Source organism: Methylomonas sp. AM2-LC, from assembly GCF_039904985.1.
Lineage (GTDB): Bacteria > Pseudomonadota > Gammaproteobacteria > Methylococcales > Methylomonadaceae > Methylomonas.
In genome coordinates this window covers 2,048,207-2,074,743 of the sequence record NZ_CP157005.1, presented here as the reverse complement: position 1 = coordinate 2,074,743, position 26,537 = coordinate 2,048,207, and the positions used below count along the sequence as shown (strand labels likewise).

The following is a 26,537-nucleotide window of genomic DNA, read 5'->3' as shown; positions in this document are numbered from 1 at the left end:
AAGAGTGTTTAAGCTCCCTACTTATTGTTGCGTGGTTTCTGGCATCATAGCAGGGATGCGTCTGTCGTCGTATATGCCGGTCAGTTTACGTTTAAACTCTTCGGTCACATCCTGAGCATCCTGACGACTTTTCATAACGCGCGGTGTTAATAAAATAACCAGTTCAGACTTTACTTTATCGCGGGTGGTGCCGCCAAACAGCGAACCTAGATAAGGGATTTCGTGCAACCATGGCACGCCATCGGTATTATTGGTATTGGTTTCTTGAATCATGCCCCCCAGCACCACAGTTTCACCACTTTGTACGGCAACATTGGTCTGAATTTGCCGTTTGGAGATAGTGGGGGAATTGATGGTTGAGGTATTGGTGGAATTGGCCGCGTTGACGCTCTGCATAATATCCATTAATACCAGACCATTGGCATTTACTCTTGGTTTAATGCCCAAGCTAACACCAGTATCGGTATAAGAGTTGGTGGTACTACTACCGCCAATGGAACTGGTTACCGTACCAGTTTGTATCGGCACTGAATCACCCACCAAAATAGTGGCTTCACCATTGTTTAACACCATTAAAGACGGCGAAGAAATGACGTTGACATTGTTATAGGTGGCTTGTGCCTGTAACACAGCCATGATATTTTTGGAATTAAAGATATAAGAAAAACCACCTGTGGCAACGCCACTGGCCAAGGTAGTAATCGCTGTAGTGGTGGCTTCAGCGCCACTACCGCCACTAGCGGTATTATGACCGTGTGTTAAAAACCATTCTATACCGTATTGTAAATCATTAGTTAATTTAACTTCGGCAATAGTCGCATCGATTAACACCTGCATGGGTAAAACATCCAGCTGTTTTAAGACCTTGGACACTGTGGCATATTCCTGGGCATTGCCGACAATAATCAGGGCATTATTACTTTCGTCGGCAATAATTTTTACATTGGGTAACAAAGCCTGTTGTCCACCACTGATACCACCGCCACCGGAACTAATGCCGCCCAAAGTATTGTTGTTACCCATACTACTACTGGAACCGAAACTACCCAGGCCACCTGACATGCCGCTACTTGAACCTGACAATCCTCCACTGGAAGAGCCAGACTGCAAGCTGTTGCTGCCACCGATACCACTGGAATTACTACCCAGCATGCCGCTGCTGTTGCTTCCTGACATGGATGAACGTCCGGATGCGATAGAGGTTTGTGTATTTTGCTGGCGGTTACCGAAAATAACATTTAAGGTATTTGCTAATGCCATGGCTGGATGGTGTTGTACGCGGTAGACATTTACGCCGCCTTTACCTTCGCTATTGGTTTTATCCAGACGCCTTACCCAGGTTTCAATTTCGGTTAAATCCTGTGGACGGTGTGTGACTGCCAAAATTGCATTTAAACGATCAATTTCAATGAAGCGATAAAAGCTGCCGCTGGGGCTGGCTGCGCCGCCGGCAGATGCCGCACCACCTTCTTTGTCTTTTTCTTTTTCTTTTTTACCGCCAGAGCTGGGTTTTGTGGGGGTGGCGTTATTAAAGATCTGCTCCAGTTCATCAATGATGACACCAGCATCGGCATGTGCAGGGGTGATTAAGGCAAAGGAATTGCCTTTCATGACATCTACATCAAAAATATTGATTAATTCCAGTACCCGTTTTAACTCTGAGCCGGAACCTGCCACTAACAGAATATTTCTTTTATCATCCACTTGCAGCAAGGACTTTTCAGGCAATAGCGGTTTTATAATTTCGGCAATTTCATTGGCAGCCACATTTCTAATGGGGATGACACGTAATTGATAACCAGCACCGCCCATACCATTCATGGTGGTACTGTACAAGGCTTCAGTCGACGGTTTAATGACGTACAAGCCGTTTTGATTAACCATTGCGGCATTATTGACACTCAACAACATATCGAGTGCCGGTAATAATTCTTCTTTGGTTAAGGGCTTAGTGGTTTGCAAGGTGACTTTGCCAGTGACTTGCGGACTAAGCGTATAGTTTTTACCGAGTATGTCGCTGAGTATGACTTTGGCCACCTCGCCCAGATCGGCATCATCAAAATTTAAACTGTATTCGCCTTTTCCCCCTTTTGCTTCCCGGTTAACTTCACCCGATTTATCTACATCTGTAGAGAAAGAATGTCCAACTTGATTATTAGCGTCAGTTGCCGGAAAAACCTCGACCTTTGTGGTTTTCTTGCTGTCATCCAGTTTGGTATCCTGCGGCAGGATAACAGTGTCTTCTTGGGCAGGAGCTAATTGTGGCAGCGGCAATTTTGTTTGCATCTGCGGACCAATGAATTCGCAACCAGCCATCGACAACGCCAGTGTCAACAGGGGTAATTTAATTCTTTTCATCGTTTGCATTCTCAGGATTAATATTAGGCGGTGGCACAAGGTTTTTGGGTTGTTTGGGCGGCGGCGGAGGCCTTGACGCGGGTTTGCCACCCGGTACAGCCGGTGGTTCTGCGCGTGGCTTTCTTAATAACACGGTTTTCTGTTGTCCTGCTTGCTGCAAAATAACCCGATCAGGCTGAATATCGTTAAGCACACAACCGGAAATTAATTGTCCGACTTTAATTTTAAGATATTTTTTTGCTTCGGTTTTTTTGGAAAACAGAGCCACGGGTTGATTATCTTTATGGTAGATGCCAATCAATGACCAATCGTCTATTTGACTGATTTCTGCCTGCTGCGCGTTTTCGGCGGGTACTTCGACGATGGGTTTACGACCTTCTATAAATAAGGGCCGTTCCACCACTTCGTTAAATTCTGTTGCCGCGGTTTTAAGATTCACTATGCTGGGTAGTTCGGCAATACTGGCCGTATCGGCTGCCTCTGCTTTCAGTTGCTGTTGTAATTCGCGGTTACTGTATTCGGCATAGCCCCATTCTGCAGCCAGAATTAAACAGAATAAGGCACTGAGCAAGGCTTGAACTTTAAGCAGTTTCAGGTTCATGGTGCTGCACTCCGCATAAAACTGACCACCTGAAAACTCACATTGAGTTGGGAGTTAGAATTGGCGTCATTTTTGTTGCCTACTGGCCGACTGCGACCATTACCACGTATGGGGGTAATGTCGAGTTGATCAACAATTAAAATAGGCACCGAAATTGCAAAAGTATGTAATACGTTACGCAAGGTTTCGGTATTGGCTGTCATGCGCACCCGCACAGCCACGCGATTAAAACCGTTTTCCATTTTTCCAGGCAATCCCTGGGTACTGGTTAATTGTCCGCCGGCATCGGTGACGGCGGTTTTTGCAATTTCTTGTAAGTCAGCTGAAGCCAATGCTTCAGTTGAACGGTTACTAAAATAGCCCTGTTCTTGAAATTGGTTTTTGATGGTTTCCAGATTTTGCGCCACGCTGTCTTTACGTGCGGCAATTTTTTGCTGGCGTTGTAAGCGAAACAACAAATCCGTTTTTTGATCCCGATACTCTAAACCACTGCTGATTAAGGGCAAAATCAACACTAAAAATATCGTAGTGAGTAACATCACTAATAAGCCAACGGCTAACCATTTATGATAGCGCACCAGATTCATGGCTGATCCTCAGGTAAGGAAAAAGATTTGGACGACTCGTTCCCTGCCGCTCCTGAGCTGGTAGGTGCTGCATTGGCTTCTACCCCAGAGCTAACATCCATACTAATCTGAAAACGCTCAAATCCGGTTACTTTATCTTGCGTCAGCGGTGACACAAAACTGACTTTACTGAAATACGGCGAGGCTTCCAATACCCCGATCAAGGATGAGGCGGAAGGTGACTGCCCGGTAATTTGCATATGCTTTTCTGAGTATTGCAAATTACTCAACCAGGTATCGTTCTTTAATAAATGCGTCAACTCATTTAACACCGGCACCAATTCGGGCGTTTGCGTTTTAATGCTGATCAGTTTTTGCGTTTCATCGCGCTGGGCATCAATTTCTAATTGTTGCTGATCAACCAGACGCGTGTCTTTTTCCAATGCTTTGATTTGTGCTTTTAGATAATCCACCGCCTGCTGTTCTTGCCAGACAGGATACACCATGACCGCTATCAACAATATCAGCATTACCCCATTTAATAGCCAATGTATGGATTTTTCAAACGGGTTTGAGCTGGGTTGGTATCGTTCTGGCAACAGATTATAGACACCCTCTGTTTGCGGATACGTGCTTTGTATGGATGCAAATTCTATTCGGCCCGGTTGTACACCCCAGCTATTGAGTTGCGCGAGTAAATCGTCCAGTATGGCTTGCGGCGTTAACACCAGTAACACTTGAATTTGCCCAAAACCGGTTTTGCCCAGGGAAACAGCCGTGTAATACACCTGTTCTCTTTTAAAGGGTGTATAGCGGTCAAGTTCAAAACCCACCACCTGTTGTAGATTTTCCTGCGCGGCTTCCGGCAAATACACAAACTTTGCCATGGCCTGTGCATCGCTCAAACGCAGAATAAAATCGGCTTTGTCGATATCGGCATATTGATTTAGCAGATTTTGATATGCTGCATTATCCTCAATTTTGACCTCAAATACTTTATGCTGCGGGTTATCTTCGCGCAGAAAACACACTGTAAAGCCGTCATTACCGGCAGTAAAAATTAAACTACCCGTTCTGTCGCTGATTAATTGTTTGACTTTTTTGGGTACCAGGAACGCAAGCTCCTTAAGCCACCACCGATAAAAGCCTTTAATGTCTAAATCAATTGTTGATTGTAAATTCATTTTGAATGGTTATTAACTGGGATTCCGTGCCATTAGCAAATAACGAAGGAAGCAACTGATTCTGTTTCCATGCCAATACTTGTTGAGCAGCTTGCGTTGCATCTTGAGTCTGTAATTTAATTATAGCTTGCAATGAGGCAGATGCATTATCTTCCATTACTACGTCAACACCAATAGCATAAATACTATTAGGAGTGCTGGCAGCCGTATTATTGGTATTCGTTGTAGAAGTAGAATTTGAAGTAGTAGGTGTTTGCTGAGAGCCTGTGGGTATCTGTTGCGTTTGACCCGATTCTACACTACGCAGTATCTGTAATACTTCTGGGGTAGCCTCGTTTATATTGACATCGCTTTGTCCAGAGTAAACAGTTAACAACGGTTGTATGGCATTGTAAATTTCTGGGGTTATTCCTATTATCATTTGTAGTTCTTCTAACGATTGTAGCGGACTATTGGTCGGTTTATAAGGCAAGCCTGCCTCATCGTACTGTTTTTTTTCGGCACCCTGAGGTCGAGGTTCGTCATCTGCATCGCGCCAATCAAGAATACTATTTAATAGCTTTTGTTCAGCCCAAAGATCATTCGTTACTGATTTTATCACAGCTGACAAAAGTTTTTCATTGGCGGCATTGATATCGATTTTACCGGCTTCAGAACTGACTTTAATTCTGATTTGTGAGCCATCGGCGCGCAAAATTTGATAGACAGAACCATCAGTCAACCATCGTTGTTCGGGGTCTGGATTTTGCATCATAAAAACAGCTAATTCCATACCACTTTCAGCGGCAGCCATTGCCTCTGCATTTTTTTTCAAAGCCACACTGACACTACTATCACGCCGCATACTCAGCGCAAAGCTTCCCGCCATTAAGCTGAGCAGGGTTAGTATCCAGATAACCACTACTAACGCAAACCCCTGATTTGATTTATTAATGGCGTGCATAGGCTAGTGTTTAGTGCGGTTAAGCAGGTGTTTGGGGTAAAACAACTCTGCATATAAAAAACTGCACGCATTGCTTACAGGCAAAATTATTGAGCTGTCAGCCATTATCAACATACGTTAATCTGGATTACCAATGGAGTGAAGCTGACTGTTTCCAATCTGCCCATCGATTTTGAGCTGAAACACCATATCTGGCCAATAGCTATCATCATCCAACAAAATACTCACCTTAATCAGTTTAGGCAATTTATCGGCAGACCATTCATTCATCCAGCCACCTGGACCGATCTGATCGATATTGCCGAAATAGGCAAACTTGTATGATTTAACATGATCTACCAGAACTTCTTTATCTGCTTGCGCATTGTCTCCACCGATAAATGGTGACAAGGCTACCATTAATTTTGAGGCATCGTCAGTATTGGCGGCGATCTGAAAAATCTGCAAGCCTTTACGTGCCGAGCTGACGGGTAATGCACCGACAAAACGCATGGCTTGTGCTTGCCCAATAAAGGATGGTTGCGGGGTAGCATCGCCCAATAATTCGGGTTGCGTGGTCTGAACCACTGGTAAAATGCTGGTTAAATGTTGCCTAAAAAACTGATACACCACCGCTTTTTTATTAACAGCGACCACTTTGTCTTCGCCCACATTCCAGCTATTGGCTGCAATTTTAAGGCTACTGAACAGTAATACTACCATCACACCCAACAGGGTCATGGCAATGAGCATTTCGATCAGGGTAAATCCTTTATGCGGCTGATTAATCACGTCTTTTGCTCTTAACCTAATTTTAAGGTGCGTAATTCAACACTGCGTGCATTACTGCCCTCATCGCCCCAAATGACAAGCACCTTGACGGCAAACAACGTAGTCTGCTGCTCTGCCTGTCCCGGTTGTCCGCCTGTTTGCCCTGCTAATTGTCCGGTTTGTGCCCTTTGCCCACTGGGCGTCTTTGCAGACTGCTGGTTATTGGCATTATTCTGCCCAACCACATTGACAGAAACCAGCCAGTGATATTTATAGCCTTCTACGCCAGAGGTTTCGCCAATATTCATTGGTGCTTCCACCCCGGTTCGGGCCATTATGGACTCTGCAATTTGCACGGCAATGTTATATTCTTCGGAAATAATGGCATTGTTAACCCCAGAGCCAAAAATCCGCAATACGATAGTGATGGCAACCGCCATAATGGAAAAGGCGACCAATATCTCCAGTAAAGAAAATCCTTTAGGCTGGCGTATCACTGATCTTAACCTCACCTGTTATCCAATTCACATCCAGTCTCCGTATTTGTTTACCCCATTTTAAAATTACGCGCCCACCGGTCGAGGAACCGTCTGAAAAAAAACGGATACTGCCTTCGCCACCTTCACCACCATTGCTACTTGCTGAAAACTCTTCTTGAGCGACAGTGACGGACACTTCTATCTCCCCCGGAAAACGGTACACTTTATCGCGATCATTGATGCGGTAACTGTTATCATCCAGACTGATAGTCACACTCGCTGGTATGCGCGTCATTAAAGCCTGCCCATGCGCATAACGTAAAGCAGACGCAATATCGCGGGCAGTTGCCTGTATTTTGGTTGTCTGATTACCCGAAGAGATATTGGTACCCAGTGCGGCAAAGCCCAACACACTGATGACCAATACAATAATGAGTTCCAGTAATGTAAAACCTTGCTGGGGTTTCACTAGCCATTAATCCCAGCTATTGATATCCTGGTCTTCGCCAGTACCGCCTTCTTTTTCGTCGGCACCGTAACTAAATAGATCGAACTTACCATGCTGACCTGGAAACACATAATGATAGTCTTGTCTCCATGGATCTTCTGGCACTTTTTCTTTGCGCAAGTAAGGCCCATTCCAGCGTCTGGCATCGGAAGGTTTTTCGATTAACGCTTGTAAACCTTGTTGCTGAGAGGGGTAACGACCCTCGTCCAGTTTATACATATCCAGCGCAGAAGACAGATCTTCTATCTGAACCTTAGCCGCTTTGGTTTTAGAATCGCCCATATGCTTCATTACTGCTGGGCCAACGATACCCGCCAGCATGGCTATAATGCCCAAAACCACCAAAAGTTCAAGTAACGTAAAACCTGCGTTACGCGGTAACCCGAATTTCATAATCATTCCTCTAAAGATTTATACTGCAAGATCGTTAACACTTAAAATAGCCAGCAAAATAGACACAATAATGCCACCTATCATCAAACCCAGCGAAATTATTAGCGCTGGCTCTAGCAAAGCTAACATGCGTTGAATGGTGGTGCGTAATTGTTTATCGTAGATAACAGCAATACGCATCAACATTTCTTCCAGACGCCCGGTTTCTTCGCCCATTTTAATCATTTGTACTGCCAGACGCGGAAACATATTTTGCTGGGTTAAGGATTCCGACATGGTTTTACCTTGTTTTAATTGCCCTTCTGCGCTTTCCAGTAATTCGGCCAGCACACTATTGGTGACAGTTTCCCTAACGATGGTTAAGGAGTTAAGAATTGACACGCCGTTACCCAATAATGTTCCAAATGTACGACTAAAATTGGCAATTTCCATATTCAGGATAATATCGCCAAACAAGGGGGCTTTTAAAAACCGTTCGTCCCAAACTTTTCGAGTAACGGGATTGGCCAACTGTGTCTTCATAAATTGTACGGCTGTGATAACGATTAACAGCAGCACCCACCAATAGCTTTGTAAAAACTCGGCCATGCCCACCACAATCTGTGTGGGTACCGGCAGATTTTTTCCAGCGCTTTCAAACATTTCTTTAAATTGTGGCACTACAAAAGTCAGCATCACAAACAGTGACGCCAGTGACATTACCAGCAAAATGGCTGGATAGATAAGTGCTGTACTGACGGTATCTTTTAATTCTTGCGTGCGTTCCAGATAATCGGCCAGACGTTGTAATACGCCGCCCAGATTACCGCCCATTTCCCCTGCACGAATCAGATTTAAATAAAATTTGGAAAATACCCCGCTCCGCCCTTGCAATGCATCGGCCAGTGATTTACCGGCTTTAACCATTTCCAGAACTTCAGCCACCATTTTATTCAGCTTGATATTCTCTTCGGTTAATTGCATTAAAATCATCAGGGAGCGATCCAGTGGCAAGCCCGATTCCAACAGGGTTGCCAGCTCGCCAGTAAACATGCCAATTTCTTTTTGTGATAAGCGCTGTGAGGCGGATTTTAGCTTAAAACCCAGAAAAGTTTTATCTTTAGCCAGTTGCACACGGATCGGTATCAAACCCTGATTTTGCAAATCCAGCAGCAACGTGGCTTCGTCGCTGGCATCACGCACACCTTCTTCGGCAAGCCCTTGATTATTGACTACTTTATAGGAAAATAATGGCATGATTTAGTTTATCGGATTTAAAGGGTATGAATTAAGGTGTACTGAGCAGTCTACACTGACTCAGGATTCTGTGGTTACCCTTAGCACCTCTTCCAGAGTGGTGCCGCCCAGTAACGCTTTACCCACCCCGTCTTCATACATGGTTTGCATGCCTTCCTGAATAGCTGTTTGTTGAATAACAAACGCTTCTTCGTGCTTCATGATTTGTTTGCGAATGGCATCTGACATGCTTAAAAATTCAATAATCGCCATCCGACCTTTATAACCGATATTATTACAACTTGGACAGCCAACAGGCGTAAATACTTTGATTTCGCCAGTTGGTTGCCAGCGTCTGAGTTGCATTTGCTCGATCAAGGCGTCTGAAGCCGCATGGCTTTGTTTGCACAGCGGACAGAGTTTGCGAACCAAGCGCTGTGCGAGAATGCCGTTAATGGTTGAACTGAGCAAATACTCTTCCAGGCCCATGTCTAGTAAGCGCGTGACACCTGCGGCGGCGTCGTTGGTATGTAAGGTAGATAATACTAAGTGACCGGTAAGTGCCGATTGCACCGCAATTTTTGCTGTTTCCAAATCACGCATTTCGCCGATCATGATGACATCGGGATCTTGACGCACGATAGAACGTAATGCCGAGGCAAAGGTTAAGCCGATTTGTGGCTTGGCCTGAATCTGATTAATACCTTCCATTTGATATTCGACCGGATCTTCAACCGTAATGATTTTGCGCGCCGAGGTGTTAAGCTGTTTAAGAGCGGCATACAGACTGGTGGATTTACCGCTACCGGTTGGCCCGGTAATTAAAATAATGCCATGCGGTTGCGCCAGCACTTCCATAAATTGCTGGGCCATTTTGCCGGAAAAGCCTAGGGCAGCAAAATCTAAAACAGCGTTTTCTTTATCGAGCAAACGGATAACTACGCTTTCACCATACATAGTGGGGATGGTGGATACCCGCAAATCCAATTCCTTGCCTATCATTTGCAATTTTATACGTCCATCTTGCGGCAAGCGCCGCTCGGCTATATTTAATTTTGCCATGATTTTTATTCGAGAGAGTACCGCTGCAGTTGACGCTACCGGTGGAGAATCGATCTCTTGTAGCACACCATCAATGCGTAGGCGCACTTTTAGGCTTTGTTCAAACGGTTCGATATGTACGTCAGATGCCCGGCTTTCTACGGCTTTTTGCAGAATAAAGTTTACCATTTTGATAATGGGCGCTTCACTGGCCAAGTCTTTTAGATGCTCTAAATCTTCGGTACCCACTTCTTCGACACTGAGATTATCAACCAGCTTATCCATGGTTGATTTGCCTTCGCCATATTGTATTTCTAGTGCATTATCAATCTCGGACAGTTGTCCGATAGATACCAGAATTTGTTTGCCGGTCGCCAAGCGCAATACTTGAAACACATATTCATCCAGCGGGTCCATGGCTGCGATTTTAATGGCTGTTTCGCTTTCTTCATATCCCGCTATATGGTGATATTTGAGAAAACGTTGCGGGATGAGGTCGGAAAAAGGCGATTGCGGTGGGAATTGTTCGGTACGAATTTGCGGAACATCGCACACATTGGCAAAGGTTTGTGCGACATCGGCATCGGAACACAATCCCAATTTGATGAGTAGTTGCGGCAAGGTGTCGTCCATGGCCGTTTTCTGCATACGTTTGACTTTAGCTAAATCGTTATCCGACAGCTTGCCGTTATTTTTCAACAACTGCAAAAACTCGGTATATTTTTCAGAATTATCGACAATTTCCATGTTTGCTTTTTATACCTAAAAAATGAGACTGCGTGCTGTTGTTTAAATTCTATCAAAACGTCACCGAAAAACCTATGACCGAGCGGAATGAACATAGTTCGTTTGAAGAACAAATTTATCAGCCAGTGCGTAAAACGGGATTATATTAAAAATATAAGTCTATAAAACAATCACTTGAAAAAAATAATTTACCCCTTCTTAACCAGAGCAGGCATAAAGTCTAATCGGCGGTGGCGCGAATAATTACCGCGGTTCGTAAGCGGTTTTTGCCAAAACAGGACATACGCTCCAAATCTTCTTTGGCAATGGGGATATATTGACAATCCAAATCATTTTGGCGTTCCTCGTCTGGATCGGAATCGTGCATGTATAAACAATCATCGTCAAAACCGCTCATCACTACCCAATGCGGTGCTTTTTTACGATCCATGGCATAGGTGCTAATTAAAATTAACGGAATAGCACCGGAATTAAAGGCTGCAATCAATTCATCCTGGCTGATGGGGGTATAGTGGACGGGAATACCCTGCTCTTGCACTTGGCGTTTAAATCCGTTATCTACCAATTCTACAACTTGTTTTTTGGATTCGTTACGCACGCCATCTATAAATAAGGTACCCGTCTGATTAATCCATACTTCCACCGAAAAATGTCGGCGTTTTGCTGCCAGCGCCAAACCCAGCGGATGACAACCGCCGTGCCCGGAGGTCATAAAAATAGTGGTTGCCTCGCGCCATATATTGATTTCTTCTTCCTGTGAGGGCAAATACTGTTTATTAAGTGCATGCATAGCCATCATTAATGCGGCGGGCCCACAGGTAAACGGTGTGGTTTGTCTTAACCAATGCACACTGCGATGCTGCGGTTTATCATGATATGAGCGTATGCGCTTCTGATAGCGCAAAGCATCTTTATGATCCTGATAATAATCTCGATACAAGCCAAAATTCTGAAAACCCAGCGCTTCATAGAGCTTGATGGCCGCAGTGTTATCCACGCTAACTTCTAAGCGTAAATATAAACGGCCATCGGCATTGGCAGCCTGCTCCCCCGCTTTTAACAACGCTTTGGCTATGCCCTGCCCGCGCTGTTGTGGCAGAACGGCCAGCGAATAAATGCGCGCCAAGCGAGTACCGGGATGATGAATAATCAAAATATAGGCGGCCAGAACTTGCTGTGCTTCTGCCACCAGCAAAGCACAATGCGTATTGCTTAACCAATGCTTGAAACTACGCCGGCTTAGTCTATCGCTGTTAAAACAAGCATTTTCCAAAGCGACCAGACTACCGAGATCGCCGGGCTGGGCAGGACGTATCAAAAAATTCATAATAACGTAAATATCATTACTGGGATTATCATAGTCGGTATTGTCTTTAATACTATTTGTGTAACTACTTAGGTATTTAGGGGCTGCTATCGCGACAGATGCGCTTCGCTTTGTTCAATACATCCTATAGCCCATTGATTTTAATTATCAAAAATCACGCCGACTCGTTACTTACTGGGCTACTTTACTCGCAGCATTGCACGCTGACAACCACCCAGTTTGAATAAGCGATTTTATGCTCACTGATTTTCACAAACTAATTTTGATTGAAAGATATGATCTCTGTGTTTTCTCGGCTGAACTTAAAAATTAAGTTAATAAGACTAAATTTTTCCAAATGTTGTAATGTGGAAACTGAGCCCAGTGTTTTCGTTTGCACCTATTCCACCCTATGAAAAACCAACGCTTTATTGAGTGCGCCTTATGGCCTTGACCACATTGTTTTCTCGGAGTAATAAAGGCGTAAACCCTATCTCTACAATTGCAGCTTTGGCAGCTCGTAGCCTCGGTTAGTGAAGCGTAAACGAGGGCAGGATGCTATGGCTTGCCGCAAGCCTATTGTTCCCACGATTACGCTGCCGTTAATCGTGGCTACGCGGGCTCGTTTCTCCTGCTTAATATTTAAACCGGAATGATGTTAAACGTGGGTTAGTTTTGAGGATGTAGTGGATTTCCAAAATGCATGCACCCTTAAAAGTCGATAACATTGCTAGTTTTAGCATGCCTGAATGAAGAGCCTTCCTTTTGTCAAAATATATGTAATATTGACCTTTTACGACATCACGAATACTTGTATAAATGAAGTCAATATCACATAATGCATTCATTGAATGAATGTATAAAAGGTGATGCAATGGCAATGTTAACAGTACGCAATCTACCCGATGATGTCCATAGAGCATTACGTGTGCAGGCCGCCCAACATGGACACAGCACCGAGGCTGAAGTCCGCGAAATACTGACAATGGCTGTCAAGCCTGACGTGCGCGTTCGGGTTGGTGATGCTTTATCTGCATTGGGACGCAGAATTGGCATGACCAACGAGGATTTAGAAGTATTTGATCAAGTCAAAGACAAAACGCCTGCTGAACCATTGAGGTTTGAATGATTGTCCTTGATACCAATATTGTTTCCGAGGCTATGAAGGCTGAGCCACACCCTGTCGTAATGGCTTGGTTGAACGAGCAAGTGGCAGAAACACTGTTCCTGTCCTGTGTAACGCTAGCCGAGTTGCTTTTTGGTATTGCTGCGCTTCCAACCGGCAGAGGTAAGGACGTGCTTTCGCAGGCCCTAGATGGTCTGTTGGAAATATTTAGGGATCGGGTATTGCCATTCGATACCCCTGCGGCACGGCGATATGCTGACTTGGCGGTGACAGCCAGGACTAGCGGGCAAGGGTTTCCAACACCTGACGGCTATATCGCTTCAATTGCGGCTTCACGAAATTTTATTGTAGCATCGCGCGATACCGCGCCTTATGAGGCTGCTGGTGTACCTGTCATTAATCCTTGGAAAACTTAATGAGATACATGACGCGACCATCTTGTCTGAACCACGCCAAATTGAAACGACGCATAGGATCCGGAAGGGCCAGTAATCGGAATCCGGCTTACCAGCAATTTATGTCGTTAGCAGTGCAATTACTTCTTAAAATTAAGTTTTTATAGGCTGTGTTGATACAATGAGCTGTTGCTATCGTGACAGATGCGCTTCACTTTGTTCAGCACATCCTGTAGTCTATTGATTTTAATTATAAAAAATTACGCCGACTCGTTACCTTTCGGGCTACTTTACTCGCAGCATTGCACGCTGACAACCACCCAGCTTGAATAAGCGATTTTATGCTCACTCATTTTCACAAACTAATTTTGCCAGCATGAGCATTTTTCGTTGCCAACAATTTTCGGTGCAACAAAACCACGCAGCTATGAAAATTTGCACCGATAGCCTGTTGTTTGCCGCCATGGCCGATCTTAATGAGGCTAAGCAGGTGCTGGATATAGGCACGGGTAATGGTATCTTGGCGTTGATAATGGCACAATTGGGCGCGACTAACATTACGGGTGTGGAAATAAACCCCGAAGCATGTAGAGAGGCGGCTGAAAATTTTTATAACAGTCCGTGGGCAACCCGCCTGCAATCCGTTAATCAATCGATTCAGGATTTTGCCCAAACCAACCCGCGTCGATACGATTTTATTATCAGTAACCCGCCATTTTTTGAACAGCATTATAAAACCACCGCCAGCGCTAAACGTCTGGCAAGACACAGCGATGGTTTACCGCATGCCGAACTTATTGCGAATGCAGCACAATTATTAAGTGCTGATGGGCGTTTTTATGTGCTGCTACCCACACAGGCCATTGTTAAGTTTATTGACTTGGCAAAACTGGCGGGCCTGTATGTATTTAAGCAAATAGAATTACAGGCGCATACCCATAAGCCGGCCAAAGTAGCGGCACTGAGTTTTAGCCGCCAGCAAACTACTTACCAATGCGAGGTTTTTACTGTTTATTCTAAACCGGGTGAATATAGCCAGGCTTATTGTGACTGTTTACGGCCATTTTTGTTGCGGTTTGCTGAAAGCTAACTGGTTGAAGGGTTTTACTCAATTAAGCTTTGTTGAGTGCATAAAGTACGTCTTTGATGTCGCCGCCAATGCTGGCATCCCCTGACACCAGAATCAGTCCATCGTATTTTAGCGACATAAACATGCTTTGAATTTATGTGTCTAGTTTACGGCGTAAAGCTAAAGTAATCAGAGGCAAACCCAGCAGAAACAGTGTCAATAACTCTGGCTCAGGTATTGAGTTTACAGCTGTTGGTGTATAGTTATAAATTATTTCAGTAGTGCCACCAACAACTGCTTCGCTATTGAAAAATACCTGTCCAGTTGGGAAACCCGTTGCAACAACATTAGGACTGCCGAAATGAATATTTAAAGTGACAGGTAATGTATTTTTTTCAAAATCAAATAAATTAGTAGTCAAGGTTTGACTGTTTGAATGACTAACAGGAAGCGCATCTCCCAAAACAGTGGCGGAACTAGTTGACGATGTAGCGCCTAACATACTTACTGATAGATTATCAACGTAAGAAACACCATTTAAACCGGAAACGGTTACTGGTATAATGCCAATAGCTTGTATTTGCCAAACTTGCCATTGCCAAACTGAATAACTAACCACCCCGAAAGGTGTATCAATTGTTGTTGTTTGTTCACTTCCAGCACTATTAAATGCTGTGACGCTATCAGTACCACTAACAGAAACCAACACCTCAACAGAGTTAAGTATACCTAATGCCTTATTGAAAGAAGGCAGTGTAAAAGTGTCTGAAAATCGAGCATTTATGTCAAAATTTGAGTCGATTTTAGGGGGTGTAGTATGAGTAAATATCTCTGTGTCAGCAAAAACAGAACCACTTATAAAAACTGACGCTAACACAGCTAATCTTAGAATACCTAACTTCATATCGGCCTTTAATATAAAAATTACTGACTTTTAAACAAAAATATCAAATACGATAATTAAAGAATTTTTAGTTTAAAAATTATGATGCACAATTTTAGATTACCGCAACAAAATAGTCGACTCATTTTGAACGTTAAAAAATGCCGCTTTTTTGCAAACAAATGTCGAGTGACACCATTAATGAAAAAATTGACAAAACAGTGAAAAACTTCTGACACAGATAATGAAAATTTTTTGATAATGTGATCTCTGATTTGTCCGACTATATTGAAAGTTTCCAGATAGCGGATCGAATCATACGAGAGCAAGAAGTTCCGGCCTCAAGCAACGTGGACGGCAGGGCCACCGAAAGAATTCACCGGGCACACAATGGGTAGAGTAAGGAGCAGGCTTGCGCCTACCCCTCCTCATCAAACCGTGCTTGCAGTTTTCCCGCACACGGCTTTCCGATGCTCTTCGTACTCAGGCATGCACTGATCGCCAGCCAGCTTTCCCTGGAACCTTAAATAAACCATAGCGTTTGTATAAATCTACGCTAGGAAATCGACCTTCGCCAATCTTTCGATCTTTTATCTTATGGCGTTTCATCAAGTGTTTACGCAGGCGTTGCTCTGCGTGTACCTTAACTTTCTCAAATACCTGACTAGAGTTTTGATAATGGAAATAGTTTGTCCAACCTCTGAGGCTTAGATTAATATTTCTGATCATAATTTCTAGTGGCAGGGTGGTTTGATTTCGCCCCGTCATCTGTGTCAGCTTGTCCTTGATCTTCTTCGCAGATTTAGCTGATGGGCAGACATGCGGGTATGGCTTGCCTGTTCGCCTTCCTTGGCTCATTCTGATTGAAAATCCCAAGAAATTGAAGCTTGATTGGGTAGCGTCAACAATGTGCGTTTTGGATTCGTTCAGGGTAAGACCTAATCTTTCCAGCACTTGCTTTACAACCAACATGGGTGTTTCAACATCCTTTCTACACAACACAACAAAGTCATCGGCATATCTCACCAACTGCGCTTTTAATTTGCCTTTGAGCTGATGTCGTTGCCATATCCGGTCAAGAATATGTAGGTAGCAGTTTGCCAATAGCGGGGAGATTACACCACCTTGCGGCGTTCCTTTACGATTGGCTTTTCCACCACCCAACACCTTCCTCTTACCGTTTTCATCATTACCAATCACGGGGGCTTTCAGCCATTGCTTGATCAGTGCGAGAATCTCACCATCAACAATGCGTTCTGCAACCACTGCCATCAGCTTTGCATGCGGTATGCTGTCGAAATATTTCGTCAAATCAGCATCTATGACTTGTGTATAACCCGCCCATAGCGCATTGGCAATGTCATCCACCGCATCATGCGCCGATTTCTTTGGTCTGAATCCATACGAATTCGGACAGAAGTCTGCTTCGAATATGGGCTCAATGACAAGTTTAACCGCCATTTGCGCCACCCGGTCACGTATCGTCGGAATCCCCAGCGGTCTTAAACTACCATCCGCTTTAGGAATCATAACGCGCCGGACTGGCTGGGCTCGGTAGGTCTTTTCTTTCAGATCATGGACAAGTTCCAACAAAAACTTATCTAACCCAATTACATGCTCTATGGCTTCAAAGCTTATCCCGTCAACGCCGGGACTTCCCTTATTAGCTCTAACCAGACACCAGGCGTGATAGAGGACATCTTCCCGGTATATCTTGTCGTAAAGCGCGTAAAAACGATAGGCTGGTTCTTGCTTGGCCTTGGTATATAGCTTCCTCTGTAATGTCCTGATTTTCGTAGGAGTGACTAGCAACATGGCAATCTCCTCATCCTCCATTCTTGGGTTGCGTGAACAAAGTAGAGCCCCTTCCCTCAGCCAAGGTTATGTTGTCCTTTGGCTTCAAACGGTACTATGAGCCCCTCCGACTCCTGTATTCAGCCATTGAAATTTCGTTTCCTTATATCCAATGATCGATGGCCTCCCCATCCCTCAATACAGGTCTCCAGCACTGGACTACAAATCTTCTAGTACATGCCAACCCTGCTACCCCGGAAGAACACAAACACCATTTCCGTTATTTAAGTGTTCGTACGACGACCTTCCCCTTCTGACCACAGGGTCGGCTTCTTCGATTACGTTTACGAGGCTACTTATAGGTTCACTTTCGTTTCGGCCTGCACTTTTGCTATTTGAAAACTTACGACCCCGTGTCGCCACAACGCCGCTTTCTCATGCTACCGTGGCGTACGGACAATTCCACGGTCGGGACTTTAACCCGCTAGATTTGCAGTTGTTACTGCGTACGGTCAGGTCTTTCAATAACGCATTTTTATGTTAAAATAAATGTACAGCATATACAGAATGAATAACATAAATATATATATGAAAGGTTAAACAATATGGCAAGACCTTTAAGAATTGAATTAGCGGGCGGTTTGTATCATGTCACTTCGCGAGGAAATGCTCGCGATGATATTTTTTTAGACGATGACGATAGATTATGTTGGCTGGAAATATTTGGTCAAGTTTGCGAGCGATTCAACTGGATATGCCATGCTTATTGTTTGATGACTAACCACTACCACGTTGTTATTGAAACCATTAAAGGTAATTTATCAGCTGGCATGCGGCAGTTAAATGAGGTTTATACTCAAAGATTTAACCGCAGGCATCAACGGTTAGGGCATGTCTATCAGGGAAGATTTAAAGGAATTTTGGTTGAAAAAGAGAGCTATTTACTGGAATTGTCGCGATATGTGGTTTTGAATCCCGTTAGAGTGTTAATGGTGTCATTACCTGGACAATGGAAATGGAGTAGTTATAACGCTATGATTGATAGTGTAATACCCCCTAGATGGCTGCAAACGGATTGGTTATTGAGCCAATTTAGCCTTAATAGAGCACATGCAATAATTCAATATCTTGATTTTGTAAATGCTGGCGTTGGTTTGCCACCAATTTGGCAGAATTTACGCAATCAAATTTATTTAGGAAATAAAGACTTTGTTCTACAACTACAAAGCAATTTAAAAGGCAATTCCGAACTTATTAATGAAATTCCCAAGGCTCAACGGCGTCCACCCGCTGAACCGTTAGAGTTCTATAAGAATAATTATCAAAATAAGAAAGAAGGTATGAGGTTAGCATTCAAAACAGGCGACTTTACTTTACAACAAATAGCGACTATTTTTGGTGTGCATTACTCAACAGTTAGTCGAACGGTAAAATGAAATTACTTGCATGTGTCATGGAAAGACCTGACCCCAATGCCCACTATCATGACCCATTTTTGATGTTTATAGATATCAAGCAAATTGGCGTTGCTGAAAAAACACATTAACAAATTAGGTATATGCGGTATAAGGTCTAGCATACCCGTATTTTAGAGCTTTAGGGAACTTCGAAAAAACCACCCTTCGACAGGCTCAGGGCGAACGGCGTCACTTATGTATCAATAGCTTACTATTCGCAATGAGCTTGTCGAAGCACAAAAACCAGGTTTTTCGAAGTTCCCTTTAGTGCTGCATGCGAGTCTAATTGACTATAACAATAACTCACTATCTGGAGCACTATTATGAAACACTACCCTTTGGTTTTTATCAGCTTTCTGCTTTTAGCAACGCCTGTTCTTGCTGCTGATAATGCAGCCGGCAAACCCATTGCTGAAGCAAACAAAAATACGCAGCAGGCCTTGCCAGCTTATGCTTTGGATCAAACCTTACAAACATTTTCTAAATCTGTTCATGGCGGCGTTCTGCATGTGATTGCCAAATTGGATAACAATGTTACGCAAATAAAGCTTATACAAGCGCATCTTCTCAAAATGACCAATGCCTTTAAACAAGGGGATTTTTCCGCTACGGAAGCCAGCCATGGCGCCAATATGCCAGGTTTAGCGCAGTTAAAAGCGGCTAAAACTGACGAGATTAGATTTGATTATAAACCACTGGCAAATGGTGCCCAGATTCATTTTTCCTCTGAATACCCTAAATTGGTGCAGGCATTGCATGAATGGTTTGATGCGCAGATAACCGAGCACGGCAATGCGGTGATTGATGAACATAGCCAGCATCACGCCAAGCCTTCAGAATAAATTGGCTATTTGTATTCTAGGGTTGGAAATTGGAACAGTTCATGTTTTTTAATCGCGCCGTTTTGTACAAAATGTGTTTGGGTGGTTGATGAGGTTGAATTCATGTCTATCCGTTACACTTGGGCAGGATGTGACAACCAGCGGGATGATGATAGATTAAATTTCAATCGATGCGCCGCCCGTTGGTTGGCACATCCTACCCAACTAACAATTGAGATTGATGGTGGCGATTTAGACTTTATGGTGCGGTTTGTAAACTTACCGCACCTTTCGAGATAAATTTGATGCCATTGAAAGCAGCAAGCTGCTTTGCAAATCAGTCAAAATAGTGTTTTTTATTCATTTTTGCTATTCAGCATACAAAACCTTGTCATTTTTTTTTAACAAATAGGTTTATGCACTATAATACAAAACGAATAAGCTGATATAAATCCAGTAGTTCGTTAAACTCTTTAAACCTGAGTATAACCATTACCTTGGAACTGGCTTGTGCAAAATTTTACACGGACGTGTTCCAAATACTTGCTTAATTTGAATCAATTATCATGACCAATACGCATCGACTTTTTTTACGATTTTCGCTTATGCTCGTGACGCTGGTATTTATGAGTGCTTGTACGCAGTCGACAAAAAAAGACTCTCTGGCATTGAATCCGTATGAAACTCAAAATCGTTCTGGAAATATCAACACCCCTAAAAAAGATAAAGTGATAGTCTCGACAGGTATTTTTCCAAAACCGGCCGTACTGGAACCTGCTGTTGAGTTTTGGCGTAAAACATATGCGGTATGGGCGCGTTCGCAAGTTGCTTTTCATGACGATAGGCATTTGGATGTGATTTACGAAGTGATGGATTTACCCGGCAATGTGGGGGAAGGCTTAACCAACGATCAGAAAGAGATGATTAACCAACGGCGTGAATTCTGGCGCAACCAGCTGTATGGACTGGAATACAAATTAAAGTATGGTGCCGAATTAAACGCTAATGACAAACAGTTAATGGCCAAACTGCAAAGCAGCGGCAAATCGGTTAGTTTTTTTAATGGTGCGGGTGATCGTTTGCGTTCGCAACGCGGCACACGGGAACGCTTTAAACGCGGACTGGAAATTAGTGGCCGTTATGATAATCATTTTAGAAAAGTTTTCCAGCAAGCGGGTTTGCCGGAAGATTTAGCCTATTTGCCTCATGTTGAGTCTTCTTTTCAAGTGTCTGCAAAATCGTCTGCTGGTGCAGTGGGTTTATGGCAATTTACTAAAGCCGCCGCCAAAACTTTTATGCCAGGTGACGACAATGCTGAATGGCGTTCTGATCCGTTTATATCTGCTACTGCTGCCGCGCGTTATTTAAGTCATGCTTATAATAAATTGGGCGATTGGCCAAGCGCCGTTACTTCTTATAATCATGGCATAGGCGGTATGAAGCGCGCGCAAACCCAAGTGGGTAATGATTTTGGGCGCATAGTACGTGAATATGATGGTCCGGCTTTTGGTTTTGCCTCGCGCAATTATTATGCACAATTTTTAGCGGCCCGAGAAATTGCTTTGGACCCCAGACAATATTTTAAAGAAGGCATTAGTTACGAAATGCCCGTTAACCCTGGTCAATACTTGGCTTCTGAATAAATGGCTATAAGGGTTGCGAAATTGTGTTATTTCGCAACCTAAATTTCATTCCCCTGCTAAGCCGTAAGGCGCATTACCTAACCCACCCCCCTAGCCAACGGCTAAACAAATTACCCTGCCAAACCGTGCTTCTAGCGGCAAGTTCCGCAAAACTATTGACTTGATTTGTGCTTTACTGTAAAACGCAAAATCGCCTAGCAGCAAAACCTAGCTTTTTTTACTTAAACCACCTGTCTTTTCTAATTGTGGTCTATGTAATCTATGCCCGACTGCTCGATAAATAAGTGCTGTTAATGATGGCCACCGAAATAGAGTTTAGTTACAACGGCCACGGAAAGCTATAAATTATAATAAAGTTGGAGGATAACAAATGTTAGATTTTCATCAGAAATACTGCAAAAATATGGGTTTTATTTTATGGTTGGGCAGCCTATTTTTACCCCAGGTAAACGTAATGGCCGCCACTGGCGATAGCCAGTTTGTTTACCAAGGCCAAAAATGGACAGAAGCTGAGCGCAAAGCCTACTATAGTCAGGATCAAGGATCACAACTGATGCCTCTTAAATGGTTTCAGTCTTTAAAACAAAGCAATGGCGAATTATTTTTGGCCGACAGCTTGAAACGATATGGCTATCTTGCCAATCCTGCCAGCCCTACACCCGGCTTGCCGGTTGGCTTTACCGTCACTAAAGATGGCAGCCATGTGGGGATGACTTGTTCGGCTTGTCATGTGCGCGAAATTTCTGTCGATAAACAGCTTTACCGAATTGATGGTGGCCCCGCCATTGTCGATTTTCAAAGCTTTGCCACTGATTTGGGCATTGCGGTTAAAAGCGTACTTAATGACCCCAAACAGTTTGATGAATTTGCCAAACAGGTGTTAGGCAATGCCGCTACAGCCGACAAACAAGCCACATTGCGTAAACAAGTTGAAGACTGGGATTTGCCCTATCGCACTATCATGGACAATGCCTTACCCAAAGATAAACCTTGGGGACCTGCCCGACTGGATGCGGTGGGCATGATTTTTAATCGGGTAACTGGCCTGGATATTGGTACCTCTGCCGACCACATCATTGCCAGCAACATTCATCTAGCCGATGCCCCTGTTCGTTACCCTTTTGTATGGAATGCGCCTATTCAAGATAAAACCCAATGGCCCGGCTTTGCGGACAACGGTAATAGCATACTGGGGTTATCACGCAATTTGGGCGAAGTAATTGGCGTATTTGCCCATTTTAACCCGCAAAAAGACGATTGGCGGGTGTTAGGCATTGATTATCTGTCTGAGAACTCCGCTAATTTTGATGGTTTAAAAGCACAGGAAGTACATCTAAAAAACATAGGACCACCGCAATGGCCTTGGAAACAAGGCCCTTATGCGATCAATTTACCACTGGCAGCACAGGGTAAAACTATTTTTGAAAGTACCACTAAAACCGAAGAAGGCGGTTGTGCAGCTTGTCACGGCATCCGCAAAGGCAGCCCGCGCGGTAAAGAGCAAACCTGGGCAACCCCATTGTGTGATGTGCAAACTGATCAACGCCAATTTAACCTGTTAAGCTGGCAAGTGGACACTGGCGTATTGGCGGGGGCTCAAATTCCATTTTTGGATAAACCTTTAAAAGCCGAAAAAGAACTGGCTTTTAACGTGTTGGGAATTTCGGTGATGGGCTCGGTTCTGCAACACGAAACCAGTACCGTAGTCGCGCTTGAATCGGCAGCCAAAAAAGAAGCATTGAAACTGGAATCGTTATTAGGTGCTGAAAAAACGCAAAAAATTCAAGAAAAAGCCGCCGCATTGCGTAAATTGCAGGGCAATTTGATTACTGAGCAAACCTCTGTATTACAGGGTGCTTTTCAAACCTTGTCGCATGCTGAACCAGCACCGGGTGCTAGCACACCTACCTGTAAAGATAGTTTTAAAAGCGCCAGCCCTAAACTTGCCTTTGAATCGCGTGTATTACAGGGCATATGGGCGACTGCACCGTATTTGCATAATGGCTCAATCCCCACTTTGACTGATTTATTAGAACCGGTTGCCAATAGAAGCACTGCGTTTAAAGTTGGACAGGCTTACGACCCTATCAAAGTTGGTTTAGCCAGTGAACAAAGCCAGTTTAACTATACTTATCAAACGACCGACTGCAAAGAGATAACATCTGGCAATAGCCGCTGTGGTCATGAGTTTGGTACGCAACTGAATGCCGCGGATAAAAAAGCGCTATTGGAATATTTAAAACAGCTATAAAGTTTGCCTGTAAAAATGACTGCTCTTCCTGTGCATCTGTGCAGGCAGAGCCGTCTTGTTTTAAGCACAGTACCTATTATTCTAGATTGCAAGGTATGGCTTATGATGATGACTCGACCACGCTAAAAACGACAAGTTTGTTAGCAAATCCGCATATTTTCTTCTGCAATACCGTATAATATGCAGCATTTTGAGTTCATTTGCCCGAGGAATCATGAGCATCTTACTGTCCAACAGAGTTAAAGCGGTTAAACCATCCCCTACTTTAGCGATAACCGCCAGAGCTGCAGCCATGCGCGCTGCTGGAAAAGACATTATTGGTCTAGGCGCTGGCGAGCCAGATTTTGACACCCCAGACCACATCAAAGCCGCTGCCATTAAAGCCATTGATAATGGTTTTACCAAATACACCGCTGTAGATGGTACGGCTGGCCTGAAAAAAGCTATTATCCAAAAATTTAAACGCGATAACGGTTTTGACTATCAACCGAATCAAATTCTGGTATCTTGTGGGGGCAAACAAAGCTTCTTTAATTTGGCACAAGCCTTATTGAATGCGGGTGACGAAGTGATCATTCCTGCCCCATACTGGGTATCTTATCCTGATATGGTGTTACTGGCCGATGGCGTGCCTGTGATTATTGAAGCCGGTCAAAATCAACACTTTAAAATTACCCCGGCGCAATTGCGCAATGCCATTACCGCTAAAACCCGGTTGCTGGTGATCAACAGCCCTTCTAACCCAACGGGTGCGGCTTATTCCTTAGAGGAATTAAAAGCACTGGGCGATGTATTGCGCGATTTTCCGGATATTTTGGTGGCCACTGATGACATGTACGAACATGTTTTGTGGAACAAAGGCGAATTTGTAAACTTTTTAAACGCTAACCCGGATTTTTATGCACGGACCATCGTGCTGAATGGCGTTTCTAAAGCTTATTCCATGACAGGCTGGCGTATTGGTTATGCCGCTGGCCCTGTGGATTTGATTGAAGCTATGTGCATTATCCAATCGCAAAGTACATCTAACCCGACATCAATTTCGCAAGTAGCCGCCGAAGAAGCTTTAAACGGCGATCAAAGCTGCATTGATACCATGTTGGTTGAGTTTAAAAAACGCCACGACTTTGTGGTTGCCGAACTGAACAAGATAGAGGGCATTGAATGCATACCGACTGACGGTACTTTTTATGTGTTTCCAAATGTTGAAAAACTGATTGCCAAACTGAGCGGCATTAACGACGATTTGGAATTTGCCGAATACTTAATTGAAAAAGCCGGAGTTGCCTTGGTACCGGGTTCTGCCTTTGGCTGCCCTGGACATATTCGTATTTCTATCGCTACCAGTATGAGTAATCTGGAAAACGCGTTAATACGTATTCAACAGGCTAGTTAATATTGCTGAAAATTTTGGATATTGATTTTGCCTAAAAGGCTTGCCAAGATAAAATTCGCAGAGTATAATGTTCAAATATTGCTGGTGTAGCTCAGTCGGTAGAGCAGCTGATTTGTAATCAGCCGGTCAGGAGTTCGAATCCCCTCACTAGCTCCATATAAAAGAAGGCCTTAGGTGTGAATCTAAGGCCTTTTTTATTGCCTTTAGCTAAAGCAACCTATTTCTAAAAACGCCAACCAACGCACCACATATTTGACCAAATACTGACTTGATAAATTAGCGTTGCGTCACACCCCTCTATTTCGGAAAAACATTCATTGATGTCTTAACTCTGTATTGCCTTAACTAAGCAGTGGTTGAGTTTAAGTATTAAAACTAACCTGACCCCTATAATGATATATGGGTAACCACCGAAGCTTCAGCAACAGGCGCAACAGCACAACAGGTTGCTGACTTAATCATAACAACTGCAAATCAGTGGGCAATAGTTGGGGCAAAAATCGAAGCTGCCAGGCAGGAAGCTAAGCGCATTATTAAAGATACTAATACAACTACGACCAAACAGATTTGTGATGCTGTAGCAGCTTTTAAGGTGGTGATGGATAGCTTGTAAAAGCTTTGTCGATCGTAATTATGAGTGATTAATTTGCGATAGTTCATCAATGACATCAGGATGATTACTGATAATGTGAAGCAAACAAACTACAGCGCCGGACGGACTAAAGCGACCTTGTTCCCAGTCGCGTAAAGTAGCAACAGGAGTTTGTATTAAATCAGCAAATGCCTGTTGCGTTTTGCCTGTTTTATTTCTAGCCTGGCGAAGAAGCATTTGTTCTGGGGTATGTGTTCGTCCGGCTATGCCTTGCTGCATTTCAGCTAGGCTATCAACCAGCCCAGGCAATTCAAATCCAGCATCTGCTTCAATGGCTTTGGCTATTTTTTCAATATCCATAATGTCTATACCTTTTTAAGAATTTCGTTAGGGGAAATATTTTCTTTTTCTGATTTTTGATAAAGCGTGATTAGATAGATGACGCCTTGATCGGATATATTGAAATAAATAACACGTACACCACCGCGTTTACCATGACCTTTGGCTGACCATCTAACTTTTCTAGCGCCATTGGCACCCGGTATAACATCGCCTGCCAATGGATATTGTGCAATCCATGCAATAAAGTCTAGGCGATCATTCTCAGACCAGATTTTATCGGCTAACTTTTCAAAGGTTGGGGTTTCAATAACTGTTCTCATGGTTTTATTATACGGGATACCCGTATAATGTCAAGCAAATTTTAAAACGTAATAATCTTAAAAAAGGCGTACAAAACGCAAAACGCAGGTCAATTAAATCAATCACTTATAAACACCTGTGTACAAAATTATTTTGTGTTATGATTTTGATAAGGTTAGCTTAAGAATGTAATTTGTTATCAGCCGGTCAGGAGTTCGAATCCCCTCACTAGCTCCATATAAAAGAAGGCCTTAGGTGTGAATCTAAGGCCTTTTTTATTGCCTTTAGCTAAAGCAACCTATTTCTAAAAACGCCAACCAGCGCACCACATATTTGACCAAATACTGACTTGATAAATTAGTGTTGCGTCACACCCC

At 43.6% G+C, this 26,537-nt stretch carries 25 protein-coding genes and 1 tRNA gene; 10 read left to right on the top strand and 16 right to left on the bottom strand.

Features of this window, described 5'->3' with window-relative positions; all coding sequences use genetic code 11:
* Window positions 1-21: 21 nt before the first annotated feature.
* From gspD to ABH008_RS09405, 12 genes are all read right to left on the bottom strand, one after another.
* On the bottom strand, window positions 22-2,358 hold the full coding sequence (gspD, locus tag ABH008_RS09460) for a type II secretion system secretin GspD (RefSeq protein ID WP_347989607.1): 2,337 nt from the start codon (window positions 2,356-2,358) through the stop codon (window positions 22-24).
* Window positions 2,345-2,959, bottom strand: a complete 615-nt coding sequence (locus tag ABH008_RS09455; protein ID WP_347989606.1) for a hypothetical protein — start codon at window positions 2,957-2,959, stop codon at window positions 2,345-2,347. Before ABH008_RS09455 ends, gspD begins: the two co-directional genes overlap by 14 nt.
* The gene (gene gspM, locus ABH008_RS09450; protein ID WP_347989605.1) at window positions 2,956-3,546 is read right to left on the bottom strand and encodes a type II secretion system protein GspM; all 591 of its coding nucleotides are present in this window, start codon (window positions 3,544-3,546) and stop codon (window positions 2,956-2,958) included. The genes ABH008_RS09455 and gspM overlap by 4 nt, the downstream gene beginning before the upstream one ends.
* Complete coding sequence (locus ABH008_RS09445) at window positions 3,543-4,709, bottom strand: PilN domain-containing protein (RefSeq protein WP_347989604.1); 1,167 nt, start codon at window positions 4,707-4,709, stop codon at window positions 3,543-3,545. Before ABH008_RS09445 ends, gspM begins: the two co-directional genes overlap by 4 nt.
* Window positions 4,687-5,652, bottom strand: a complete 966-nt coding sequence (locus ABH008_RS09440) for a type II secretion system protein GspK (protein WP_347989603.1) — start codon at window positions 5,650-5,652, stop codon at window positions 4,687-4,689. Before ABH008_RS09440 ends, ABH008_RS09445 begins: the two co-directional genes overlap by 23 nt.
* 117 nt (window positions 5,653-5,769) lie before the next feature.
* The gene (locus ABH008_RS09435) at window positions 5,770-6,423 is read right to left on the bottom strand and encodes a prepilin-type N-terminal cleavage/methylation domain-containing protein (RefSeq protein ID WP_347989602.1); all 654 of its coding nucleotides are present in this window, start codon (window positions 6,421-6,423) and stop codon (window positions 5,770-5,772) included.
* Between the two features lie 11 nt (window positions 6,424-6,434).
* Window positions 6,435-6,899 carry a prepilin-type N-terminal cleavage/methylation domain-containing protein gene (locus tag ABH008_RS09430; RefSeq protein ID WP_347989601.1) on the bottom strand — a complete coding sequence of 155 codons (465 nt, stop codon included), beginning with the start codon at window positions 6,897-6,899 and terminating at the stop codon, window positions 6,435-6,437.
* Window positions 6,883-7,350 carry a GspH/FimT family pseudopilin gene (locus tag ABH008_RS09425; RefSeq protein WP_347989600.1) on the bottom strand — a complete coding sequence of 156 codons (468 nt, stop codon included), beginning with the start codon at window positions 7,348-7,350 and terminating at the stop codon, window positions 6,883-6,885. Before ABH008_RS09425 ends, ABH008_RS09430 begins: the two co-directional genes overlap by 17 nt.
* A 6-nt stretch (window positions 7,351-7,356) precedes the next feature.
* Entirely contained in the window at window positions 7,357-7,782 is a 426-nt protein-coding gene (gene gspG / locus ABH008_RS09420; RefSeq protein ID WP_347989599.1) for a type II secretion system major pseudopilin GspG, read from the bottom strand.
* A gap of 18 nt (window positions 7,783-7,800) precedes the next feature.
* Window positions 7,801-9,018, bottom strand: a complete 1,218-nt coding sequence (locus tag ABH008_RS09415; protein ID WP_347989598.1) for a type II secretion system F family protein — start codon at window positions 9,016-9,018, stop codon at window positions 7,801-7,803.
* 60 nt (window positions 9,019-9,078) lie between these two features.
* Window positions 9,079-10,785: a type II secretion system ATPase GspE gene (gene gspE, locus ABH008_RS09410; RefSeq protein ID WP_347989597.1), complete on the bottom strand. Its 1,707-nt coding sequence runs from the start codon at window positions 10,783-10,785 to the stop codon at window positions 9,079-9,081.
* Window positions 10,786-11,005: 220 nt separating this feature from the next.
* Entirely contained in the window at window positions 11,006-12,112 is a 1,107-nt protein-coding gene (locus ABH008_RS09405; RefSeq protein WP_347989596.1) for a GNAT family N-acetyltransferase/peptidase C39 family protein, read from the bottom strand.
* 853 nt (window positions 12,113-12,965) lie between these two features.
* Here ABH008_RS09405 and ABH008_RS09400 point away from each other — a divergent pair.
* The 3 genes from ABH008_RS09400 to ABH008_RS09390 all read left to right on the top strand — a co-directional run bounded on the left by ABH008_RS09400 (window position 12,966) and on the right by ABH008_RS09390 (window position 14,702).
* Complete coding sequence (locus tag ABH008_RS09400; RefSeq protein ID WP_347989595.1) at window positions 12,966-13,220, top strand: plasmid stabilization protein; 255 nt, start codon at window positions 12,966-12,968, stop codon at window positions 13,218-13,220.
* Window positions 13,217-13,633, top strand: coding sequence for a type II toxin-antitoxin system VapC family toxin (locus ABH008_RS09395; RefSeq protein WP_347989594.1), 417 nt, complete (start codon window positions 13,217-13,219; stop codon window positions 13,631-13,633). Before ABH008_RS09400 ends, ABH008_RS09395 begins: the two co-directional genes overlap by 4 nt.
* A 304-nt stretch (window positions 13,634-13,937) precedes the next feature.
* Complete coding sequence (locus ABH008_RS09390) at window positions 13,938-14,702, top strand: methyltransferase (protein WP_347989593.1); 765 nt, start codon at window positions 13,938-13,940, stop codon at window positions 14,700-14,702.
* Between the two features lie 133 nt (window positions 14,703-14,835).
* On the opposite strand, the gene ABH008_RS09385 is transcribed toward ABH008_RS09390, so the two are convergent.
* Together ABH008_RS09385 and ltrA are read right to left on the bottom strand one after the other, a co-directional pair.
* Window positions 14,836-15,585: a hypothetical protein gene (locus ABH008_RS09385; protein ID WP_347989592.1), complete on the bottom strand. Its 750-nt coding sequence runs from the start codon at window positions 15,583-15,585 to the stop codon at window positions 14,836-14,838.
* A gap of 462 nt (window positions 15,586-16,047) precedes the next feature.
* On the bottom strand, window positions 16,048-17,379 hold the full coding sequence (ltrA, locus tag ABH008_RS09380) for a group II intron reverse transcriptase/maturase (protein ID WP_347989591.1): 1,332 nt from the start codon (window positions 17,377-17,379) through the stop codon (window positions 16,048-16,050).
* A 584-nt stretch (window positions 17,380-17,963) separates the two neighbouring features.
* Between ltrA and ABH008_RS09375 the strand changes: the two genes are divergently transcribed.
* The 7 genes from ABH008_RS09375 to ABH008_RS09345 all read left to right on the top strand — a co-directional run bounded on the left by ABH008_RS09375 (window position 17,964) and on the right by ABH008_RS09345 (window position 25,082).
* Window positions 17,964-18,794, top strand: coding sequence for a transposase (locus ABH008_RS09375; protein ID WP_347989590.1), 831 nt, complete (start codon window positions 17,964-17,966; stop codon window positions 18,792-18,794).
* A gap of 344 nt (window positions 18,795-19,138) precedes the next feature.
* The gene (locus tag ABH008_RS09370; protein WP_347989589.1) at window positions 19,139-19,657 is read left to right on the top strand and encodes an aspartate carbamoyltransferase; all 519 of its coding nucleotides are present in this window, start codon (window positions 19,139-19,141) and stop codon (window positions 19,655-19,657) included.
* 102 nt (window positions 19,658-19,759) lie between these two features.
* Window positions 19,760-19,936 (top strand): hypothetical protein, encoded by a 177-nt coding sequence (locus ABH008_RS09365; RefSeq protein ID WP_347989588.1) that lies wholly within the window; start codon window positions 19,760-19,762, stop codon window positions 19,934-19,936.
* A 326-nt stretch (window positions 19,937-20,262) separates the two neighbouring features.
* Entirely contained in the window at window positions 20,263-21,279 is a 1,017-nt protein-coding gene (locus ABH008_RS09360; RefSeq protein WP_347989587.1) for a lytic transglycosylase domain-containing protein, read from the top strand.
* Window positions 21,280-21,649: 370 nt separating this feature from the next.
* On the top strand, window positions 21,650-23,530 hold the full coding sequence (locus tag ABH008_RS09355) for a di-heme-cytochrome C peroxidase (protein ID WP_347989586.1): 1,881 nt from the start codon (window positions 21,650-21,652) through the stop codon (window positions 23,528-23,530).
* Window positions 23,531-23,744: 214 nt separating this feature from the next.
* Window positions 23,745-24,926, top strand: coding sequence for a pyridoxal phosphate-dependent aminotransferase (locus tag ABH008_RS09350; protein ID WP_347989585.1), 1,182 nt, complete (start codon window positions 23,745-23,747; stop codon window positions 24,924-24,926).
* Between the two features lie 80 nt (window positions 24,927-25,006).
* Window positions 25,007-25,082 (top strand) — tRNA-Thr (locus ABH008_RS09345).
* A gap of 475 nt (window positions 25,083-25,557) precedes the next feature.
* Here ABH008_RS09345 and ABH008_RS09340 read toward each other — a convergent pair.
* Both ABH008_RS09340 and ABH008_RS09335 read right to left on the bottom strand, forming a co-directional pair.
* Complete coding sequence (locus ABH008_RS09340) at window positions 25,558-25,878, bottom strand: helix-turn-helix domain-containing protein (RefSeq protein ID WP_347989584.1); 321 nt, start codon at window positions 25,876-25,878, stop codon at window positions 25,558-25,560.
* Between the two features lie 5 nt (window positions 25,879-25,883).
* The gene (locus ABH008_RS09335) at window positions 25,884-26,180 is read right to left on the bottom strand and encodes a transcriptional regulator (protein WP_347989583.1); all 297 of its coding nucleotides are present in this window, start codon (window positions 26,178-26,180) and stop codon (window positions 25,884-25,886) included.
* Window positions 26,181-26,537: the final 357 nt, after the last annotated feature.

Excerpts from the sequence above, each read along its gene's own strand:
- ABH008_RS09335 (WP_347989583.1), bottom strand. The coding sequence starts at position 26,180 with ATGAGAACAGTTATTGAAACCCCAACCTTTGAAAAGTTAGCCGATAAA.
- gspG (WP_347989599.1), bottom strand. The coding sequence starts at position 7,782 with ATGAAATTCGGGTTACCGCGTAACGCAGGTTTTACGTTACTTGAACTT.
- ABH008_RS09370 (WP_347989589.1), top strand. The coding sequence starts at position 19,139 with ATGAAACACTACCCTTTGGTTTTTATCAGCTTTCTGCTTTTAGCAACG.
- gspD (WP_347989607.1), bottom strand. The coding sequence starts at position 2,358 with ATGAAAAGAATTAAATTACCCCTGTTGACACTGGCGTTGTCGATGGCT.
- ABH008_RS09415 (WP_347989598.1), bottom strand. The coding sequence starts at position 9,018 with ATGCCATTATTTTCCTATAAAGTAGTCAATAATCAAGGGCTTGCCGAA.
- ABH008_RS09365 (WP_347989588.1), top strand. The coding sequence starts at position 19,760 with ATGTCTATCCGTTACACTTGGGCAGGATGTGACAACCAGCGGGATGAT.
- ABH008_RS09405 (WP_347989596.1), bottom strand. The coding sequence starts at position 12,112 with ATGAATTTTTTGATACGTCCTGCCCAGCCCGGCGATCTCGGTAGTCTG.
- ABH008_RS09340 (WP_347989584.1), bottom strand. The coding sequence starts at position 25,878 with ATGGATATTGAAAAAATAGCCAAAGCCATTGAAGCAGATGCTGGATTT.
- ABH008_RS09355 (WP_347989586.1), top strand. The coding sequence starts at position 21,650 with ATGTTAGATTTTCATCAGAAATACTGCAAAAATATGGGTTTTATTTTA.
- gspM (WP_347989605.1), bottom strand. The coding sequence starts at position 3,546 with ATGAATCTGGTGCGCTATCATAAATGGTTAGCCGTTGGCTTATTAGTG.
- ABH008_RS09400 (WP_347989595.1), top strand. The coding sequence starts at position 12,966 with ATGGCAATGTTAACAGTACGCAATCTACCCGATGATGTCCATAGAGCA.
- ABH008_RS09350 (WP_347989585.1), top strand. The coding sequence starts at position 23,745 with ATGAGCATCTTACTGTCCAACAGAGTTAAAGCGGTTAAACCATCCCCT.
- ABH008_RS09395 (WP_347989594.1), top strand. The coding sequence starts at position 13,217 with ATGATTGTCCTTGATACCAATATTGTTTCCGAGGCTATGAAGGCTGAG.
- ABH008_RS09455 (WP_347989606.1), bottom strand. The coding sequence starts at position 2,959 with ATGAACCTGAAACTGCTTAAAGTTCAAGCCTTGCTCAGTGCCTTATTC.
- ABH008_RS09375 (WP_347989590.1), top strand. The coding sequence starts at position 17,964 with ATGGCAAGACCTTTAAGAATTGAATTAGCGGGCGGTTTGTATCATGTC.
- ABH008_RS09440 (WP_347989603.1), bottom strand. The coding sequence starts at position 5,652 with ATGCACGCCATTAATAAATCAAATCAGGGGTTTGCGTTAGTAGTGGTT.
- ABH008_RS09360 (WP_347989587.1), top strand. The coding sequence starts at position 20,263 with ATGAGTGCTTGTACGCAGTCGACAAAAAAAGACTCTCTGGCATTGAAT.
- ABH008_RS09445 (WP_347989604.1), bottom strand. The coding sequence starts at position 4,709 with ATGAATTTACAATCAACAATTGATTTAGACATTAAAGGCTTTTATCGG.
- gspE (WP_347989597.1), bottom strand. The coding sequence starts at position 10,785 with ATGGAAATTGTCGATAATTCTGAAAAATATACCGAGTTTTTGCAGTTG.
- ABH008_RS09385 (WP_347989592.1), bottom strand. The coding sequence starts at position 15,585 with ATGAAGTTAGGTATTCTAAGATTAGCTGTGTTAGCGTCAGTTTTTATA.
- ltrA (WP_347989591.1), bottom strand. The coding sequence starts at position 17,379 with ATGTTGCTAGTCACTCCTACGAAAATCAGGACATTACAGAGGAAGCTA.